Genomic DNA, 18,943 nt, shown 5'->3' on the forward strand with positions numbered 1-18,943 from the left:
CCGACGATGGAGAGCACGCCTGCGAGCTGGGCGGCGCCCATGACGGCCAGGCGGGCGTTGGCCCAGCTGAACATGAAACGCGGGTCGTAGGCGCGGCCGGACATGCCGTAGTTGCCGGCACCGAACGAGGCTCCGATGTTGATCGTGATGTGCGGCACCAGGCTGTTGGTGACCGCGTTGATCATCTTGGCGCCGTCCTTGATGATGCCGTTCTGCTCGTACGACTTGCCGACCATGAAGCCGGTCGTGTTCTGCAGGAAGATCAGCGGGGTGTCCGTCTGGTTGGCCAGCAGGATGAACTCGGTGCCCTTCTGCGCCTCCTCACCGAACAGCACGCCGCGGGCGTTGGCGAGGATCCCGACCGGATATCCGTGGATCGAGGCCCAGCCCGTCACGAGGCTCGAGCCGTACTGGGGCTTGTACTCCCCGAAGCGGGAGCCGTCGACGACGCGCGCCAGGATCTCGCGGGGATCGACGGGCACGCGGAAGTCGGCCGCTGCGATGCCCAACAGCTCGTCCTCGTCGTAGAGGGGCTCATCCGCGGCGAGACTGGGCCCGCGGCCGAGCTTCTGCCAGCTGAGCTCGGACATGATGCGCCGGCCGATGCGCAGGCAGTCGCGCTCGTCGACGGCGAAGTGGTCGGCCAGGCCCGAGACCCGCGCATGCATGTCTGCGCCACCGAGCTCCTCGTCGTCCGACTCCTCGCCGGTCGCCATCTTGACCAACGGCGGTCCACCCAGAAAGACCTTGGCCTGCTGGTCGACCAGGACGGCGTAGTCACACATGCCGGGCACATACGCACCGCCGGCGGTGGAATTGCCGAACACGAGCGCCACGGTCGGGACGCCCATGGCCGAGAGCTCGCTCAGGCCCTGGAAGATCTTGCCCGCCTGCACGAAGAGCTCGGACTGGGTCGGCAGGTCGGCACCGCCGGACTCCACGAGGTTGACGACGGGCAGCCGGTTGCGCTTGGCGATGTCGATCGCCCGCAGGTTCTTGCGCAACGTGTAGGGGTTCATCGAGCCGCCGCGAACCGTCGGATCGTGGGCGATGATGACGCACTCGACGCCGGAGACGACGCCGAGGCCGGTCACGATGCTGGCGCCGACGCTGAACTGTGTGCCCCACGCCGCGAGGGACGAGAACTCGAGGAACGGTGAGTCGCGGTCGACCAGGAGCTCGATGCGTTCGCGGGCCAGGAGGCGCCCCCTGGCCTTGTGCCGTGCGGCGTACTTGGTGCCACCACCGGCACGGACGAGGTCGAGCTGCTCGTCGAGCTCGGCGAGAGCCTGTTCCTGGGCCACCCGGTTCGCCAGGTACGTCTCACCCGATGTGTCGAGAGTCGATCTCAGTGCCGTCAACGCCCTGCTCCTGTCGTGTCGTCCGTCGCATCCAGCATCCCGGCCGGCGGCCGCCCCCCGCGTCGCCGCTGGGGAGGGGGTTCCCCCTCCCTCGTGGGGGGTCAGGTGGTGTCGAGGAGGGGCTCGATCGCGACGACCACTGCCAGGCACGCAAAGACAACTCCCAGAGCCACGCAGGAGCGGGCCCCGCGGCGAAGGGACCTCTCGTCACGTTCTCGTCGCTCCGGAGACGCCGTCACGGTCACGAGCGATGCCGTGTTGCGCAGTCCCCACCGTCCGAGCGCCATGAACCCCAGCGCCGCGACCCCGGCCAGCGCCGCCGCGGTCATGGCACCGACGGCGTCGAGGACACGCCGGCCGACGGCACTGCAGGGTTGGGAACGACACCGGAGTCGGACGGGGCCGCGTCGGGGTGATCGGGTCGGTAGTCGGCCGCGTAGTCGACGTGTGCGTCCTTGATCTCGTCACCGAGCCACCGCCGCCATGCCGCGAGGGCCAGCTCGGACCGCAGCGCGTCGGCGACATCGTCCTTCACCGTCGCGAAGGCCACCGGCCGGCCCGGCACAATCCTGCCGACCCTGCCGACGTTCCACCCGAACTGGGACTTGACCGGACCGAACAGCCCACCATCGGAGGCTGCGAACGCGGCCTTGGCGAACGTCGGGTCGAGCTGGCTCTCCGAGACGGTCCCGAGTGCTCCCCCCTTGTCGCGGGTCGCGTCGTCCAAGGAGGTCTGTCGGGCGAGCCGGCTGAACGACTCACCCTTCCTGGCCCTCGCGAGCACGGCCGCGGCCTGCTTGCGCGTGGCCACCACGACGTTGCTCAGCCTGCGTCGTTCCGGGACCGCGAACTGGGCGGGGTCCTTGTCGAACGACGCCTTGACGGCTGACGGGGTGGCGGCGGCCACCGCCTTCGCGGTGACGTCCTGGAAGAGTCGGGCGATCTTCTGCTGGCGCTTCAGCTCGTCGAGGACGTCGTTCTCGCTCACCCCGAACTCACCCAGGATGGCCGTGAAGGCCGCATCCGGGTCTGCCCCGAGCTGAGCCTTGAGCATCGAGGCCAAGGTGTCCCGGGCCGACTTGTCGGAGATGCTGATGTCCCGCTCGTCCGCTGCTCGGTCCAGGATCATCGACACCGCGACGGCCTTGGACACGTCCCGCTGGAACGTCTCACGTTCGGCCTTCCTGGTGGGCTGCTTGACGCCGTACAACGCGCCGAGCAGGTCGGCGCGTCCGGCGAGATCGTCCTGGGTCACGACCTTCCCGCCGTACGAGAAGGCCGCATCTTCCGGCAGACCCGTGAAGTGGCGGACGCCGACGACCACGAGGCCCGCCAGGACCACGAGGGCGAGGACCGCTGCCGCGATCCGCGTCCAGAGCGTCTGTGGCACGCTGAAGGGGAGTGATCTCATACCGGGACCTTCGTTCTGGACTCGACGGGCGCCACGTCGATCGCCACAGGGGGGCGGACCGGGAGCAGCAGCCGCACGACCTGTGCGGCGAGGAGGGACAGCAGGACGGTGGCCGCCAGGAAGATGCCGAAGCTGCGGATCACGGCGAGCCCCGAGAAGGTCAGCGCGAGGTAGCCGCTGGTGGCTGCCGCGGCGGCCACCAGGACCGATCGCCGGACACGTGCGGCGTGGCCGCGGTGCCGGCCGCCCAGCAGCACGCTGAACTCGCACGCCGTCGCCGTGGCGAGCGAGCCGAGAGCAGCCGTCAAGGGGGTCAGCGACACGCCCAGGACCCACGCCCCGGCCAGGGCCCATCCGGTGGCCAGTGCTGCGGCCATGATGCCCCTGAGCGCATCGGAGCGACGACGCAGACCCACCAGGAGCACGAGCCCGGCGGCAGTGATGCCGACGAGTCCGTCGAGGTAGCGACCCTTCGACACCAGCTCGTAGGTCGTCGCGGTCACGACCGGCAGGCCCGCCAGATCCACCGTGATGCCCCGCGGTGGTGGGGGCAGCGCTCCCCGCAGATCGGCCATCAGCCGCTGCTGGGCGCCGACGTCCCCGAACTCGATGCCGAACCCGAGCACGGCGGCCCGGTCGTCGTCACGGATCACGGAGGTCCGCAGGTAGTGCGGGAGCTGGGCGAGGCCGGCCTCGACCTGCGCACCGGTCGGATCGCGCCCGAGGAACGCGAGCAGGGTCGGCGGGCTCGCGACGGGGTGCAACCGGTCGCCGAACTCGCGCAGCGTCACCGCCTGGGCCCGGCTCATCCACGCCAGGGCCTGGGGAGTCGTCACGTCGTCACCGCGCACGAGGATCTGGACCTCGCCGGCGGCACCGAGCACCTCCTCGGCATACTCCGCATCAGTCAGGGCGGGGACACCTTGAGCAAGCTTCTCAGGCTCGGCCGAGATGTCGAGGTGCGGCAGCGCGATCCAGCCCACGAGTGCCACCACCGTGGCCACGCCGAGCAGGCCGAACCGTGATCGCCGTGAGAGCGGCGGCCGTGGATCCGGCTCGGGGACGAGATCGATGGTGGCCGCGCGATCAGGGGCGTACGCACCACGGCTCAGCACGAGGCCGAAGAGGACAGCCAGGACGACGCCCGCGGCCAGGGCGAGCCCGAAGTCGCGGACGAACGGGATCGGGGAGATCGCGAGCGAGGCGAACCCGGCCGCTGCGGCGAGAGCCGTGACCACGACCCTTCGCCGGTCAGCACCCCTCACGAGGTACGCGGGGAAGTCGCTGCCGGTCCCCAGCACGATCGGCAGGAATGCCACGACGCCCAACGACAGCGGGTGGTCGAGCCAGCCGAAGGCGGCCAGCGTGACGGCGGTCGCCCCGAGCGTCGCCACCAGAGGCAGGAGCCTTGTCCGGCGACGGGTGACCCACGGCAGCAGGAGGTAGCAGCCGACGATCAGCACCAGCGCCACGCCGCCCAGCAGCGGGATCTCGTGCCGCAGGACACCGCCCAGCCCCGCTGCCACGACCGGCATGCCGGTCACCGTCACCTTGCTGGTCTTGAGGTCGGCGGCCTCGACGGCCGTCTCGATCCTCGTGACGAGCCGCTCGGTGGCGGCCTGGTCGAGCTGCTCGCGCGGCCGGACGACGATCGACACGGCATTCGGACGCGGGACGACGAAGCGCCACTGTTGACGTGGTTGACCGTTCTTGTCGAAGACCACGGCACGCGTGAAGGCCGGGTTGCGAAGGGTCGGCAACCCGGCTGGCAGGCCCTTGACGAGCAGGCTCCCGTAGCGGGTGTCGAACGTCTTCGAGGCGGCGTCACTCGCGCGGGCGACCTCGGTCTTCGACTTCCCCGCCTTGCGGGCCCGGGCCGCGGCGACCTCGCGGATCGCGTCACGGCGACCGGAGATCGTGGCGAGGAGGTTCTGGGCCTGGGCCGCCACCTGGTTGAGCACGGTGCCGGGACCGTAGACGACCGCGACGTCGGGGAGCGCGGAGAGCCGACCCTCCAGCCCCGCCAGCTTGGTGATCTCGGCTCGCCCCAGCAGCGCCTCGGGCTTGCTGGACTCCGCGAGCACCACGACCGGGTCACCGCCGAACGAGCGGGCCGCGAAGAGGCTCGCCTTCTGGCTCGGGTCGTCGAGCGAGAGGAAGGAGGCCGTCGTGGTGTCCGTGCGGACGTTGCTCAGACCCACGACGACCATCACCGCAGCGGCCGCGAGCGCGCCCAGTCCGAGCAGGGGTCGCACGCGAAGCCTCACCTCGCCTGCCGTTCGACCCTCGGATACGTCCCCTTGAACGGGCCGGGCCTGGCGCCCTGGCCCGGCGCCGGGTACGGGTTGGTGTAGTTGCCCAACAATCCATCGGTCGACAGCGGCAGCTGTGGCGAGTGGGTGTTGACCAGCGGCGTGAGCCTCAGATAGTTGGCACCGCTCTCGTCCTTGTAGTTCAGCACTGCGTTGAAGTTGGCGACGTAGGCAGCCAGCTCGGGGCCGTACGGCTTGATGTACGCCAACATCGGGTTGACGTCGGCGAGGGTCGCCCGGGCCGTGGGTATCGCCGCTCGGACGTCCTTGTTGACGGCCGGCAGGCGGTCGAGAGTGGCCGGCGTCTTGTCGAGCGCCGTCGACAGGGGCTTCAACAGCTGGTGCAGGTCCGCCGTCGTGGCCGGCAGCTCGTCGAGGGCCGTCGTCAGGTCCGGCGCGGCCTTGCGCAGGTTCTTGGCCACCGGCGACAGTGCCCGGCCCAACGTGGCCAACGACTCGGTCGCGGTCGTGGTGGTGTCGAGCACGGCGGGCAGCTGACGCAGCGACGCCTTGATCGACTCGTCCTGGCCTGCGGTCGCGGCAGTCAGCCGGTTGGCGTTGCCCACCAGGGCCACGATCTGACCCTGACCGGTGTCGAGCGCGTCGAGCGCCAGATACGTCTGGTGGGCCAGTGCGGTGAGGTCCTCGGACTGCGCGGCGATCGCGTCGAGTGCGGTGTGCCCCTCGCGCCCCAGGTCGCCCATCCCGGCCATCAGGGCGTCGACGTCGTCAGACGTGCCCTTCGTGCCGGCGCCGAGCGACCGCAGCAGTCCACCCAGGTCCTCCCGGGTGTCCTCGTCGAGACTCGCCAAAACGTCCGACAGCTGGACGCTCGCCTCCACGGAGTCCGTCGGCAGTGTCGTGCCCGACGGCAGGGCGGGACCCTTCCCGTCGCTCAGCGCCAGGTAGGTCTCTCCCACCAGCGAGCGAGAACCCACGCGGAGAGATGCGCCTTCGTGCAGCGGCGCCATGTCGTCCTTCAAGGCGATCTCGACCCGGGCGCCACCCTTGACCCGGTTCACCGACCGCACCTGTCCCACGCGCACGCCGGCCGTCTGCACCTGGCCCGCGGTGACGAGGTTGTCGACGTCCTTCATGACGACCGAGGCGGTGTACTCGTTGTCGTCGACGAGGGGACGTCGGACGCCCGTCCCCGAGAACAGCACGGCCATGATCACGGCGCACAGCCCGAAGAAGGCCACAAGTGCCGTGGTCCTGCCCAAGGGTCCGCTCAAGAGCTTCTTCATCATCGGTCTCCCCCGCCTTGCGTCAATGAGTTCGGCAGCACGCCGGCCCCCGGCAGCGGCACCATCAGGTGACCCCGGATGATGCCGCCGTTCGTGTCGCCCGCACCGAAGACAGACGACGTGTTGTAGACGAACGCCTTGACGTCGGTGAGGTACGTCATGATCGTCCGGGTGTCCCCCGCGAGGCGGGAGGTCACGTCGTTCAGCGCCCCCAACGAGGTGTCGAGATTCGCCACGGTGGGCCGCAGGTCCGCGATGACCGGACGAGCCCGTTCGAGCACCGGCTTCGCGGCCGTCACGGTGTCATCCAGGTGGCCGACCGTCGACTTCAGCCCCTTCAGGGCCGGCGGCAGTGCACCGGACGCCTGGTGGAGGTTGTCCAGCGTCGGGTCCAGCTGGGTCGTGAGCTTCTGCGTGCTGGTCAGGGCCGCACGCACCTGGTCGGTCAGACCCGGCAGCTGCGCGAGGCTTGCACGGAGGGCGTCATCGCCGCCGGCCAGCACGGCAAGGGTCTTCTGCGTCGAGCTCGCGAGCCGGGTGATCCGCTTGTCGTCCTTGCCGACCGCCGACGATATGTCGGAGAGAGCCGTCACGAGAGTGGCGATCTTGGCCCTGCGGGTCTGCAGCGCCTCCACGACAGGCTGGGCGACCTTGAGGGTGTCGGTCGTCGAGGAGATGGCCTTGCCCAGGTTCTGGGGAGCCCGTGCGAGCGCCACGTCGGACTCCAGCAGCATGTCCGTCAGGGCGACCTGGGACCTCTCGTCGAGGTGGCTCAGGATCTCGTCCGCCTGCACCGGCCGCTCGGTATGAGCCAGCGGGATCGTCCCGCCCCTCGGCATGGCCTCGCCGGCCGGCGTGCCCGGACTGAGCTCGACCTGCATCTCGTTGAGGGGGTTCTTCGGCCTGAGCACGGCCCGGGCATCTCGGAACACCTTGTGGCTGCCGGTGATCTCCATCGTGATCACCGCGGTGCCGTGGCTGGTGGCCTTGGCACCTGTCACGGTGCCCACCTTGACCCCCGCGATGGTGACGCTGTTCTGGCTCTTGGGGTTCAACCCCGGCACCTGGGCGAACTCGGCCTTGACGATGGTGTTGTCAGCCCAGGGCGTCGATCCACCGAGATACGACTTGATGATCGCCGCGGCAACGACTCCGACGACCACGAGGACGACGAGCGCCGAGACGTCCCGGCGCAGACCCGGCACGGTGCTGAGCCGTTCGAGGTGGGCCGAGAACCTTCCCTGGCCGTTCATCCTGCGGCCCTCGGCGAGAGCAGCCCGGGCAGCAGGTGGAACAGCGGCGACGAGCCCAGTTTCTCGGCATCGGACGCTGACGACGGGGCTGAGCCGAGCGGAGGCGCGGCCTCCTTGTCGTTGGCCCCTTCCTCGGGTCCCTTCGGCAGGGCGAGGCCCAGCTTCTCCAGGTACTGGTAGACGGACATGTTGACGATTCCTCCAGGCGAGTTGACGCCGACTCCCGCCATCAGGCGGCCCATCGCGCCGTTGTGGTCGTGGTACTTGAACGCGTCGGCGGTGTCGGACAGGAGATAGCCGACCTCCTTGTACAGCGGGTGGTCGTTGCCACCGCCGTCATAGACACCTTTTCCGTGCCACGGGCTGAGGACGGCCTTCTTGATCGGCCCGTCGAGGCGGTCGATGACCGGCCCCTTGATGTCCTGCAGAGCTCCGGTGGCTTTCTTCGTGGTGGGCACGAGCGTCTGCACGAGCGGCTCGGCGTCGTGGGCCACGACCCGGGCGTCGGCGATGACCGGACGCGCGTTCCGCAGCGCCGGTCGAAGGTCGCCGAGCAACCCGTCGAGGGCTCGGGCGGACGGCCGGAACGCTGTGGCCGTCGTGTCCAGCTTGGTCAGCGTCGCGTCCAGGTCGGCGAGGCCGCTCTGTGCGACGTCCAGCGTTCGGGGACCGTCGGCGACGGCCCTCGACAAGGACCCGCGGGTTCCGGCCAGCGTGGCAGAGGTGGTCGCCAGGTGGTCGAGGATCGACCCGAGCTGCCCGTCCTCGCTGCTCAACGCGCGTGAGACGTTGCGGGCTCCCGCGACCAGTCCGGTCAGGTCGGTGTCCGGGTGGGTGCCACGCACCGCGCGGAGCACGTCGCTCGCCGGATCGAGGGTGTCCGGCGCGTCGTCGAGGAGCTTCCGGACGTCGCCGCGGGTCTCACCGTCCAAGGCCTTGTCGAGGTTCTTCACGGTCCGCTGCGCGGCCTCGGACGCTGAGGGCGTCACGGTGCTGAGGACCTTGTCGAGCTCGACCGGCACGGAGGTCCTGGCGACCGGGATCATGGCGGAGTCGATGTCGCCGTCCTTGCCGCCGCGCACGAGCTCGACGTAGTAGGTCCCTCCGAGCACCAGCGTCGGCCGGACGTTGGCCGCCGGCTCCGAGCCCAGCTTGTCCCGTGTGCCGGGACTCAGCTTCATCGACACGACGGCACGATCGCCATCGGACCGTTCGACGCCTGTCACGGTGCCGACCTCGACCCCTGCTAGCTTGACCACGCTCTGGTAGGGCACCAGCTTGTACGACGCGGAGAACACCGCCTCGAGTCCCTCACCACGAGAGACCATGGTCTCCACGCGCGGACGGTTGAAGGCGAACAACGCGAAGGCCAGCAGACCGATGAGGACCGCGAGACCGACCGCCTTCGGCGATGCGTCGGACAGAGAGCGCACGCGTGCGCGGTTCGAGCTCATCAGTTGCCTCCCGGTAGGAGCCCGGTCGGCAGTGCTCCGCCGGCTCGGTCGTGCTGCGCCTCACCTGGACGCGGATACTCGTTCTGAGGCAGGTTGGACGACCCGAAGAGACCTCCGGTGACGGTGTTGGCGCCCGGGGTCAACCCCAGTCGCGCGTAACGGGTGCCGGGGTTCGGGCCCTGTGACACGAAGCTCGCACCCCGCTCGAACAGCTGGGACATGTCGGTCGAGTACGGAGCCAGCACGCTCAACGGGGTCATCAGGTCTCCGATCGTCTGGCGGAGCTTCGGGGCCAGGGGGCGCGCGTCGGACATCGTCCTGGTGAGGTCCGACACGGCCGGCTTGGCCTTCTTCGCGACACCGGGGACCTTCGCCGCCACCGGGACCGCGTCCCGGAGGAAGCCCCGCAGGTCCTTCTCCGACGCGCTGAGCGAGCGTGCGCCCGGCTCGAGCGCCGTCATGGCGGCACCTGTCTGGGTCAACGGGTCCCGCAGGCTGTCCATCGAGCGCTTCGTGGTGGTCAGCGTCTCAGGAAGCCTCTCGATCGTCTCCTGCAGCGGCCGCCCGTCCTCGATCGCGATCGCCTTGAGCGTCGAGTCGGTCTGCGTCACGAGGGCGTCGATCTCCGACTCGCGTCCGGAGAACCTGCTCGCGAGCTGATCGGTCTGGTCGAGCAGAGCGGGAAGGTCCGCCTCGGGTGCCGCGAGCGACTGCGACACGTCGCCCAGGTCGCCCAGGATGTCGGGCGCGCGCCCCAGGAAGGCCGCCAGGTCGGCTCCGTGGCCGGATGCTCCTCCACCGACCTCACGCAGGGTGCTCGTGGCACCTGCGCGGGTCTTGGGGTCGAGCACGTCGAGGACCTGGTAGAGGTCGGCGGAGTCGTCAGTCTGGGTGGACGGGATCGCCGAGGCATCGAGCCCCCCCGCATCGGGGGTGCCCGGGTCGAGCTCCACGAACTTCGTCGCGAGGGCCGAGAGATCCCAGATCGCGGCGTGCGCATTCTTGTAGACCTCCACGGTGCCGTCGAGCGACATCGTGACGATGGCCTTGCCGTCCTCGTACTCGAGCTTGCTGACGCGGCCGATGCGCTTGCTGTTCTGCCGGACGGCGTCGTTCGTGCGCAACGAGTGCACGTTGTCGACGACCGCCGTGACCTTCGTGGTCTTGGCGAACGGCATGCCAGTCTGCGCCTTGAACGTCAGGAACAGCAGGCCGATGAGGGCCACCACGACGAACAGTCCGGCGCGGAAGGCCAGCGAGCGGGCCTCGAACTCTGGGGTGACCTTGACGTTCACAGCAGACCTCCGAGCAGCTGCTCCACCAGGTCGTTCTCCTGCTTCTCGGTGAGCCCGGTGGCGCTGTCGTCCGTAGAGGTGCTCTCCCGGTCCGAGCCCTTCCGGCCCGGCAGGTCCAGGTCCGGTGCCGTGGGCACCGGGAGACCGTGCAGGAAGTCGTCGGGCAGCACCGGCAGGAGGCCGGCGGCTGTGTCACCGAGAGCATTGGGGGACAACGGGACCATCGCCTTGAAGTAGTGGCTGATGGAGTCGTAGTCGCTGGTCGCCATCGACCAGCCCTTGACGAACTCCATGAGGTTGATGAGGCTCTTGCCGCTCAGTGCTCCCGCGGAGAGCCGCTGGGCCGACACGGCCGTCGGGACGAGATCCTTGGAAGCCGGACGCAGCGCAGCCACAACGGGCGCTGCCTCGGCCAGCAGGACGTTGGCCCGCTTGAGCACGGGAGGCAGCGAGGCCAGAGCCGGATCGGCGGCGTCCGCGAACCGCTGCAGCTCGCCGCTGATGTCCTCGAGGTCCTCGGTCACGGGGCGCAGCGACGTCAGGGTCCGAGTCGTCGGATCGGCGACGCCGGCGAGCTTGGCGAGCGTCTGTCGTGCGCTGGCCATCGTCCCCGGCAGGACCTTGAGGGAGGCACGAAGCGCATCTCGCTGAGCGGCGACTGCCGTGAGCGCGCGGTCAGCGCTGGTCACGAGGTGGTCCAGGTGCTGACCCTTGCTCGTGGCCAGTGCGGCCGCGACCGGTTCGGCGTTGTCGACGAGCCGGGTCAGCAGCTTGTTCTGCTCGGAGAGGATCGCCGTGAGGTCTCGGGTCTGGGTCATGGCCGGCGAGAGTGCCGCGATGGCCTTGTCGGCGTCCTTGCCATGCCCCTTGAGGCCCTCGCCGGCCTCGGTCACCAGGGCGGCGAGCGCCTCGGACGTCGGTGTGTCCACCGAGTTGAGGACGTCCTGCAGGTCGACGACCCGGCCGGTGCTCTTTTCGGGGATCACCATGGGCGAGGGCAGTGCCGGCGCGTCGGCGCTACCGCGCTCGAGCCGGACGAACCGTTCCCCCAACAGGTCCTGCGTCGTGATGGTGGCCTTGACGTCGTCGTGCAGCGGCAGGACCGAACGGTCGAGGAGCATGTCGACACGCGCCTTGCCCTCCCGCAGCCGTACGGACTTGATCGTGCCGACCTCGATGCCCGAGGCCTTGACGACGTTGCCGGCGACCAGCGGGCTGGCGTCGGCGAACACCGCCGTCACCCGGACCTGCTCGTCGGGCCCGCCCCTGGTGGACACCAGGAGCGTCACGGCGAGAAGTCCCGTCACCCCGATGGCGATCCTCTTGATACGTGTGGTCATTTGATGTCGCTTCCGGTGGCGTCGGTCCAGGACTGGCCGACTGGTTGACCAGGCTTGGGCGCGGGGTTCTGGCGTGAGAGCGGCAGGGGCACGGGGCTCTCGTCCACCGCATTGGTTCCCGGTGCGAGCAGACCGGCCCAGGTGTGACCCGCCCCGTCGTAGGGAGCGAAGGCCTGTCCCCAGTTGCCGAGTCCACCCACCCCCTCGGGGGCGTACGGGCGAAGGAACGAGATCGCCGGGCCGAGGTCCCCGATCAGGCGGTCGATCGACGGCAGGACCTGGTGCGTGACGTCGAGCAGGCCCGGTGTCTCGTCGAGCAGGGTGTCCGCCGCCACCAGGAGGGGACGCAGCGCTGCCACGGTCGGACGGAGGTCCACGAGTGTCGGAGCCAGATCGGCTGCGACACCCGGGAGCTTGCCCGCGGCAGGACGCAGGTCGTTCAGCAGGCTGACCGTCGAGTCGGAGGCGGCCGGGACCTTGCCCAAGGTGCGCCGAGCCGTCCTGAGGGTCTTCGGCAGCTTCGAGATGGTCCCCGAGAGCGCCTCCTGGTCGTCGGCGACGGCTCCCGTCACCGCATCCAGGTCGGAGACCGTGGCGGCGAGCTTCTTGCGACGTGACGCCGCGATCTCGGTCATGTGGCTGATCTCGGTGACCAGCGACCGGACGGCGGGGCCGTCCTCGCCGATTGCCTTGAGCACCTCACCGAGGGCGTTGACGGTCCCCGATGCCGAGTGGATCGAGGCCTTGAGGTCGAGCTCGCGGCCGTTGACCGTCGAGTTGAGCCCACCGATCAGCGAGCTGAGTCGCTTGCGGGTCGGGGCGTCCAGGGTTGCGAGGACCTGGTCGACCTCGACCTGGTCCGACTTCGTCTCCAGATAGGAACCATCGGGTATCGCAGCGTTCTTGGTGGATCCCGGGTACACCGTCAGGACCCGCTCACCGATCGCGGAGACCCATTCCACCCGAGACGTCGTCCCGTCGTGGAGCCGGCCGAAGTCGTCGTCGAGCGCTATCGTCACGACCGCCTTGTCGTTCTTGACCGCCAGGTGCTTCACCTCGCCCGCGTGGTGGCCCTTGATCCAGACCGGCGTCCGCTCCGACAGCTGTGCCGCGGAGGGCATCACGAGCTGGACCTCGTAGGGGTCGCCACCCGTGCGGGTGACCCCGACGATGACCACGACGGCCGCCGCACCGGCGATCAGCAGCTTCTTCGGATTCACGTCAGTCCATTCCCAGCGGTCCCACAGAGTCCCCCGCGAGGAACTGACGGACGAACGGCATCTCGGAGCGGAAGGCCTCTTCGGCCTCGCCGTAGTGGATGAGCTTGCCCTGCCAGAGGACACCGACGTAGTCGCTGACCTTGCGAGCGGTCCGGATGTCGTGGGTGACCAGCACGTACGTCCCACCGTGCTCGGCATGGACCTTCAGGATCAGATCGTTCAGGAGACTCGTGCGTACGGGATCCAGGCCGGAGTCCGGCTCGTCGAACATCACGACGCTGGGCTTGAGGACCAGGGCGCGGGCGAAGCCGGCCCGCTTCTTCATGCCTCCCGAGACCTCGCCGGGCATCTTGCCGATCGCGGCCGTCAGACCGACTTCGTCGAGGTTCTCCATGACGATCTTCCGGATCTCGGTCTCGCGCTTGTTCGTGTGCTTGCGGAGCGGGAACGCCACGTTGTCGTAGATGTTCATCGAGCCGAAGAGCGCACCGTCCTGGAACAGGACACCGAAACGCTTGCGCAGCTCACGCCGCTCCGCATCGCTGATCTTCCAGATGTTGCTGCCGAAGACCTCGATGTCCCCCGAGTCTGGTTCGAGCAGTCCGACGATGTGCTTGAGCAGCACGCTCTTGCCCGTGCCGGACGGCCCGAGGATCGTGGTGATCGCGTCGTCCACGAAGTTGAGGTTGAGTCCCGTGAGGACGTCGAACGAGCCGAACGACTTCTTGACGTTCTTGATCTGCACGCTGTGCTCCACGCCCGGCGCAGGTGCTGACACGACGCCGGAGGGGTGGCTGTCCTCGTACGAGCGAGGGGAGTTGTCGAGCTGTGGGAGTGTCATGTGACGACTTCTTTCATGCAGCATTGGGAGTCAGAAGCGGTGCGACGTGGGGACTGGAGGTGGCGCAGCCCTGAGGGCTAGAAGCTGATGGGTGCTCGTGTCAGTGCTCCGAAGAAGAGCTGCTGGAAGACGGCGCCGAGCACGCTGACGATCACGAGGTTGATGACCATCGACTTGGCCGTCGCCTTGCCCACCCCGACCGGGCCGCCGCTGGCGTTGTAGCCGTAGTAGCAGCCGACGATGACGATGAGGATGCCCATGATGGCGCCCATGGTCAGCGACAGGATGAGGTCCTGCTGCGTCGTGAACGCCCAGAACACCGACAGGTAGCCGCCGCCGGACACGCTGTGCAGGACGTGCACGTTGAGGAAGTAGCCCAGGATGTACATCAGGCCCGTCCCGGCGACGAACAGGAAGGGAGTCACGATCATCATGGCCAGGACGCGGGTCGTCACGAGGTAGACCCGGGAGTCGAAGCCCATGACCTCGAGGGCGTCGATCTCCTCGCTGATGCGCATCGACCCGAGCTCGGCGACCAGTCCGCAGCCGACCTTCGCCGACAGGATCCAGCCCCACATCTCGGGTGCGACCGTGTAGTCACCGGTCGAGCTGAACACCGCGGTGTAGCCACCGGCACCCAGCTGCGCGAGCAGGTAGTGCGCCTCCAGCCCGATCTCCGCGGCCAGCATGCACATCATGAACCAGATGATGAAGGTGCTCTTCAGGATGATGATGCCGGCCTGGCGCAACACCTCGGTGCCGTAGTGGCGCACCTCGGGGATGCTCCTGAGCACCCCGAGACCGAAGGTCGCGATGCCGCCGATGTCCGCCATCAACGAGCTGCCGTCGCTGTAGCCGCCGAAGCCGCCCGACCCGGTCGCCGAGGGCTCCTCGTCCGGGCCCTCCTCGGGCTCGACCGGCATGACGTCCTGGACAGTGGTCATGAGGACCCCTTCATCGGTTGATCAACATCTCGGGGTTGAGGCCCAGCATCGTGGCGTTCACGACGAAGTTGATGACCCAGACGGCAGCGAACGAGAGCACGACGGCCTCGTTGACGGCACGACCCACGCCCTCGGCTCCGCCTTTGGCGGTCAGGCCCTTCTGCGCGGAGACGATGCCGATGAACAGACCGATCATCGTGCACTTCACCGTGGTGCCGATGAGCTCGGGGACCGTGATGGCGCCCAGGATGTTGCCGATGTAGGCGCCGGGCGACGTCGTCCCCAGCATGGTCGCGGAGATCATCGCCATGCCCATGCCGAGCAGGCTGCCCACGACGTTGAAGCCGACCATCATGACCGTGATGGCGATGACGCGCGGCAGGACCAGCGTCCTCACCGCGTCGATGCCGAGCACCGTGAACGCGTCCAGCTCCTCGCGGATGCGCCGGGCGCCGAGGTCTGCTGTCATGGCGGTCCCCATGACTCCTGCCACGGCCATGCCGGTCGCGAACGGCGAGATCTCACGGAGGCTGGCGAACACGAAGTAGGTGCCGAGCCGGTTGCCGGCGCCCAGGAGGCTGACCAGGTCGTAGGCGTAGTTGGCGATGAGGAACGAGAAGCCGCCGACCGCCAGCATCACCGGGAGCCAGCAGAACCGCAGCATGTAGTACATCTCGTCGCGGGTGGACGACCAGTAGCCACGCGGTTCCGTGACGGCGGTCTTGACCAGGTAGCCGAGGAGCCGACCGGACTCGCCGATGTCGCCGACCATCCGCTGGAAGAACTGCGGGGACGCATGCATCATCCGTCCGCGCGTCGTCAGCGGACGCCCCGTCCCGGTGTCGAGGTCCCGGGGTGCATCGTCGATGCTCACGCGGTCTCCTCCAGGTCGTCGGCGTTGAGCTCCAGCTCGCGGAACTCGCGTTGGAAGTAGATGGCCGGGGCGTGGTCACGCAGCGTCACTGACTCGACGCGGGCGATCAGGATCGTGTGGTCGCCACCGTCGTACCGCTCGTGCGCCGTGCAGCCGAGGACGACCGCGGCATCGTTGAGGATCGGGACGCCACGGGCGTCCGCCTCGAACTCGCCGCCCGCGAACTTGTCCGACCCCTTCGTCGCGAACCGCGAGATCAGGTCGACGTGTCCTGCGGCCGCCACCTGGATGGCCCAGGTGTCGGACTCCATGAAGGCGTCGTGGCACTGGGCGGTCTTGCCCAGGCACACCAGCACCAACGGCGGGTCGAGCGACAGCGAGCAGAACGAGCTCGCGGCGAAACCACGCCGCTCACCCTCGCCGTCGATCGTCGTCATGATCGTGACGCCGCTGGGGAAGGCGGACATCGCCTCGCGGAACTTCTCCGGCACCTCGGCGGTCATGACGACGTCCGTCCGTGGCCCGGGCTGACGCCCGTGCTCAGCGAGAGCGTGTCCGCGGCGGAGGGATCCAGCTCGTGGCCGAGGCGTGTTGCCTTCGTCATCAGATAGCTGGCGTTCTGCGGATTGGGCGTCACCCGCAGCGGGACCCGCTCGGTGATCGTGATCCCGTAGTCGGTCAACCCGGTGAACTTGGCCGGATTGTTGGTCAGGAGCCGCACTGACGTCACGCCGACGTCGCGCAGGATCTGTGCCCCGACACCGTACTCACGACTGTCGACGGGAAGACCGAGGGCAAGATTCGCATCGACCGTGTCGAGCCCCTCGTCGTCCTGCAACGCGTACGCCCGCAGCTTGTGGCTCAGGCCGATCCCCCGGCCCTCGTGACCCCGCAGATAGACGAGCACGCCGCTGCCTGCGCGACTGATCTCGTCGAGCGCCTGGTTGAGCTGCTCGCCGCAGTCACAGCGGCGCGAGCCGAGCACGTCACCGGTCAGGCACTCGGAATGCACGCGGACGAGCACGTCGGACCTGCCACCCGGGTCACCGTGCACGAACGCCACGTGCTCGACGCCGTCGACGTCCGAACGGTACGAGTTGGCGGTGAAGACGCCGTGCGCCGACGGCACACGGGCGCTGGCAGTGCGCGTCACGATGGACTCGCGGCTCATGCGGTACGCGACCAGGTCGGCGACCGAGAGCAGGACCATCTCGTGGCGCCGGGCGAAGGTCACGAGCTCGGGCATCCGCGCCATCGTCCCGTCCACGTTGGTGATCTCCGCGAGGACACCGACCGGCTGCAGGCCTGCGATGCGACAGAGGTCGACCGCCGCCTCGGTGTGTCCGGTGCGCTGCAGGACACCACCGGGACGGGCCCGGAGCGGGAAGACGTGGCCGGGCTTGCTGAACTGGTCGCCGTCGATGCCCGGGTGGGCCAGTGCCCGGACCGTCGCGGTCCGGTCGGCGGCGGAGATCCCCGTCGTCGTGACGCCCATCAGGTCCACCGAGCACGTGAACGCGGTGCCCCGGGGATCCGTGGCCGCCTCGACCATGGGGGGCAGGCCGAGCTCATCGAGCCGCTGACCCTCCATGCCGACACAGACCAGCCCGCTGGAGTGCCGGATGACGAATGCCATCGAGTCGGCCGTCATGTGCTCGGCGGCGTAGATGAGGTCGCCCTCGTTCTCGCGCTCGCTGTCGTCGAAGACGATGACTCCGCGACCCAGCCGGAGCTGCTCGAAGGCGGCCTCGACGCGCGCATTGCCGTCCACCGGGCCTGTGTCGCTGCTGCTCATCGTGTCCACCTTCGGATCGGGTCGGGTCGGGTCGGGTCGGCGCATGGTCAGCTCGGCGTACCGAGCACCAGGGCGTACGCCTTGTTCTCGACACCGCCGGACCGGTCGATGGAGATGTACTTCTGCTCGGTGTACTCGTCGAGGGCGTCGGGTCCGCCCTCGCGTCCCAGGCCGCTCTGCTTGTAGCCGCCGAAGGGGTACATCGGGTGGATGACGTGCCAGTCGTTGATGTAGACCATCCCCGCCTCGAGCCGGCGCGCGACGTCGAGCGTCTGCGCCTCGTCGGCACCCCAGACGCCGGCAGACAAGCCATAGTCGGTGTCGTTGGCGATCGCGATGGCCTCGTCGACCGTCTCGTAGGTGAGGACGGTCAGCACCGGGCCGAACACCTCCTGGCGGGCGATGTCCATGTCGTTCGTGACGTCGACCAGGACAGTTGGCTCGACCCAGTTGCCGCGCTCGAACCCGTCACCGGACGGTGCGCCGCCGCCGACGGCGATCTTGGCTCCGTCGGTCTGTGCCTGCTGGATGCGCTCGAGCACCCGATCACGCTGCTCACCGGTGATGATGGGGCCGATGTCCGTCGCGGGGTCGGTCGGGTCGCCGATCTTCATGGTCTGGATACGTGCGACGAGCCGGTCCACGATCTCGTCGCGACGCAGGGCCGGGACCAGGAGGCGTGTGCCTGCTTCGCACGCCTGGCCGTTGTTGGCCATGCACGCGAAGATCGAGCCGTCGATCGCGACGTCGAGGTCGGCGTCGTCGAGGATGATGTTGGGACCCTTGCCGCCGAGCTCGAGGGTGACCCGTTTCATCGTGTCAGCCGAGGCGCCGAGGATGCTCTTGCCGACCGAGGTCGAGCCGGTGAACGCGACCTTGCGGACGTCTGGGTGGGCGCTGAGATGCGCTCCCACGTCATCGCCGTCGCCCACGACCACGTTGAGGACACCGGCGGGCAGACCGGCCGCCTCGAACTCCTTCATGAGCTCGAGCGCGAGCAGCGGGGCGTGCTCATCGGGCTTGAGGACCACGGTGTTGCCCGCAGCCAGCGCCGGAGCGACCTTCCATACCGTCACGAGCAGCGGGATGTTCCAGGGCACGATGGCGGCGACGACACCGAGGGGCTCGCGGCGCAGGATGCCTTCCGCGGGCACCGGCCCGATCGCCGGTCCGGCCTTCTCGAACTCGTATTTCGCTGCCTGTGCCGCGAGGTACTGCATCTGCGCGATGGACAGGCCGACGTGCAGGGCACCGGTGACCCGGATCGTCACACCGTTCTCGCGCGACTGCAGCGCCGCGAGCTCGTCGATGCGGCCGGCGAGCCGGGTGGCGACGACGTCGATCAGTGCCGCGCGCTCGGCGGGCGGGGTGTTGCGCCACACGCCGGAGTCATGGGCGGCCTTGGCCGCGGCGACGGCGGCATCGACCTCGGCCACGCCACCCTTCGCGACAGTCGCGACCAGCTCGTCGGTCGCGGGGCTGTGGATCTCGTACCGGTCGTCGGTGTCGACCCACGAGCCGTCGATGTGCAGCAGGTAATGGGGAACGCTCATGGTGTGCTCCTGGTTGGAAGTGATGGTGGTGATGCTGGGGGTG

The 18,943-nt window shown here is 68.8% G+C and carries 15 protein-coding genes; all 15 read right to left on the bottom strand.

What is annotated here, in order from left to right; translation table 11 throughout:
- Positions 1 to 1,304: carboxyl transferase domain-containing protein (locus JWQ91_RS09460; RefSeq protein WP_297782823.1), on the bottom strand; the 1,304-nt coding region annotated here is incomplete at its 3' end.
- A gap of 382 nt (positions 1,305 to 1,686) precedes the next feature.
- Entirely contained in the window at positions 1,687 to 2,772 is a 1,086-nt protein-coding gene (locus tag JWQ91_RS09465) for a peptidyl-prolyl cis-trans isomerase (protein WP_297782825.1), read from the bottom strand.
- Complete coding sequence (locus tag JWQ91_RS09470) at positions 2,769 to 5,027, bottom strand: RND transporter (RefSeq protein ID WP_297782827.1); 2,259 nt, start codon at positions 5,025 to 5,027, stop codon at positions 2,769 to 2,771. The genes JWQ91_RS09465 and JWQ91_RS09470 overlap by 4 nt, the downstream gene beginning before the upstream one ends.
- 8 nt (positions 5,028 to 5,035) lie before the next feature.
- Positions 5,036 to 6,331: an MlaD family protein gene (locus tag JWQ91_RS09475; protein WP_297782829.1), complete on the bottom strand. Its 1,296-nt coding sequence runs from the start codon at positions 6,329 to 6,331 to the stop codon at positions 5,036 to 5,038.
- Positions 6,331 to 7,584: an MlaD family protein gene (locus tag JWQ91_RS09480; RefSeq protein WP_297782831.1), complete on the bottom strand. Its 1,254-nt coding sequence runs from the start codon at positions 7,582 to 7,584 to the stop codon at positions 6,331 to 6,333. The genes JWQ91_RS09475 and JWQ91_RS09480 overlap by 1 nt, the downstream gene beginning before the upstream one ends.
- Entirely contained in the window at positions 7,581 to 9,038 is a 1,458-nt protein-coding gene (locus JWQ91_RS09485) for an MlaD family protein (RefSeq protein ID WP_297782833.1), read from the bottom strand. The genes JWQ91_RS09480 and JWQ91_RS09485 overlap by 4 nt, the downstream gene beginning before the upstream one ends.
- Entirely contained in the window at positions 9,038 to 10,333 is a 1,296-nt protein-coding gene (locus JWQ91_RS09490) for an MlaD family protein (protein WP_297782835.1), read from the bottom strand. Before JWQ91_RS09490 ends, JWQ91_RS09485 begins: the two co-directional genes overlap by 1 nt.
- Positions 10,330 to 11,673, bottom strand: a complete 1,344-nt coding sequence (locus JWQ91_RS09495; RefSeq protein WP_297782837.1) for an MlaD family protein — start codon at positions 11,671 to 11,673, stop codon at positions 10,330 to 10,332. Before JWQ91_RS09495 ends, JWQ91_RS09490 begins: the two co-directional genes overlap by 4 nt.
- A complete protein-coding gene (locus JWQ91_RS09500) occupies positions 11,670 to 12,893 on the bottom strand; it encodes an MlaD family protein (protein WP_297782839.1) in 1,224 nt (407 codons plus the stop codon). Before JWQ91_RS09500 ends, JWQ91_RS09495 begins: the two co-directional genes overlap by 4 nt.
- Before the next feature lies 1 nt (position 12,894).
- The gene (locus tag JWQ91_RS09505) at positions 12,895 to 13,734 is read right to left on the bottom strand and encodes an ABC transporter ATP-binding protein (protein WP_297782841.1); all 840 of its coding nucleotides are present in this window, start codon (positions 13,732 to 13,734) and stop codon (positions 12,895 to 12,897) included.
- Between the two features lie 77 nt (positions 13,735 to 13,811).
- The gene (locus JWQ91_RS09510; RefSeq protein WP_297782843.1) at positions 13,812 to 14,678 is read right to left on the bottom strand and encodes an ABC transporter permease; all 867 of its coding nucleotides are present in this window, start codon (positions 14,676 to 14,678) and stop codon (positions 13,812 to 13,814) included.
- 10 nt (positions 14,679 to 14,688) lie between these two features.
- The gene (locus JWQ91_RS09515) at positions 14,689 to 15,552 is read right to left on the bottom strand and encodes an ABC transporter permease (protein WP_297782845.1); all 864 of its coding nucleotides are present in this window, start codon (positions 15,550 to 15,552) and stop codon (positions 14,689 to 14,691) included.
- A complete protein-coding gene (locus JWQ91_RS09520; RefSeq protein WP_297782847.1) occupies positions 15,549 to 16,055 on the bottom strand; it encodes a flavin reductase family protein in 507 nt (168 codons plus the stop codon). The genes JWQ91_RS09515 and JWQ91_RS09520 overlap by 4 nt, the downstream gene beginning before the upstream one ends.
- Positions 16,052 to 17,347: a bifunctional 3,4-dihydroxy-2-butanone-4-phosphate synthase/GTP cyclohydrolase II gene (locus tag JWQ91_RS09525; protein WP_297782849.1), complete on the bottom strand. Its 1,296-nt coding sequence runs from the start codon at positions 17,345 to 17,347 to the stop codon at positions 16,052 to 16,054. Before JWQ91_RS09525 ends, JWQ91_RS09520 begins: the two co-directional genes overlap by 4 nt.
- A gap of 47 nt (positions 17,348 to 17,394) precedes the next feature.
- Positions 17,395 to 18,900: an aldehyde dehydrogenase family protein gene (locus tag JWQ91_RS09530; protein ID WP_297782851.1), complete on the bottom strand. Its 1,506-nt coding sequence runs from the start codon at positions 18,898 to 18,900 to the stop codon at positions 17,395 to 17,397.
- Positions 18,901 to 18,943 lie beyond the last annotated feature (43 nt).

This window comes from Aeromicrobium sp. (assembly GCF_025965075.1).
Classification (GTDB): domain Bacteria; phylum Actinomycetota; class Actinomycetes; order Propionibacteriales; family Nocardioidaceae; genus Aeromicrobium.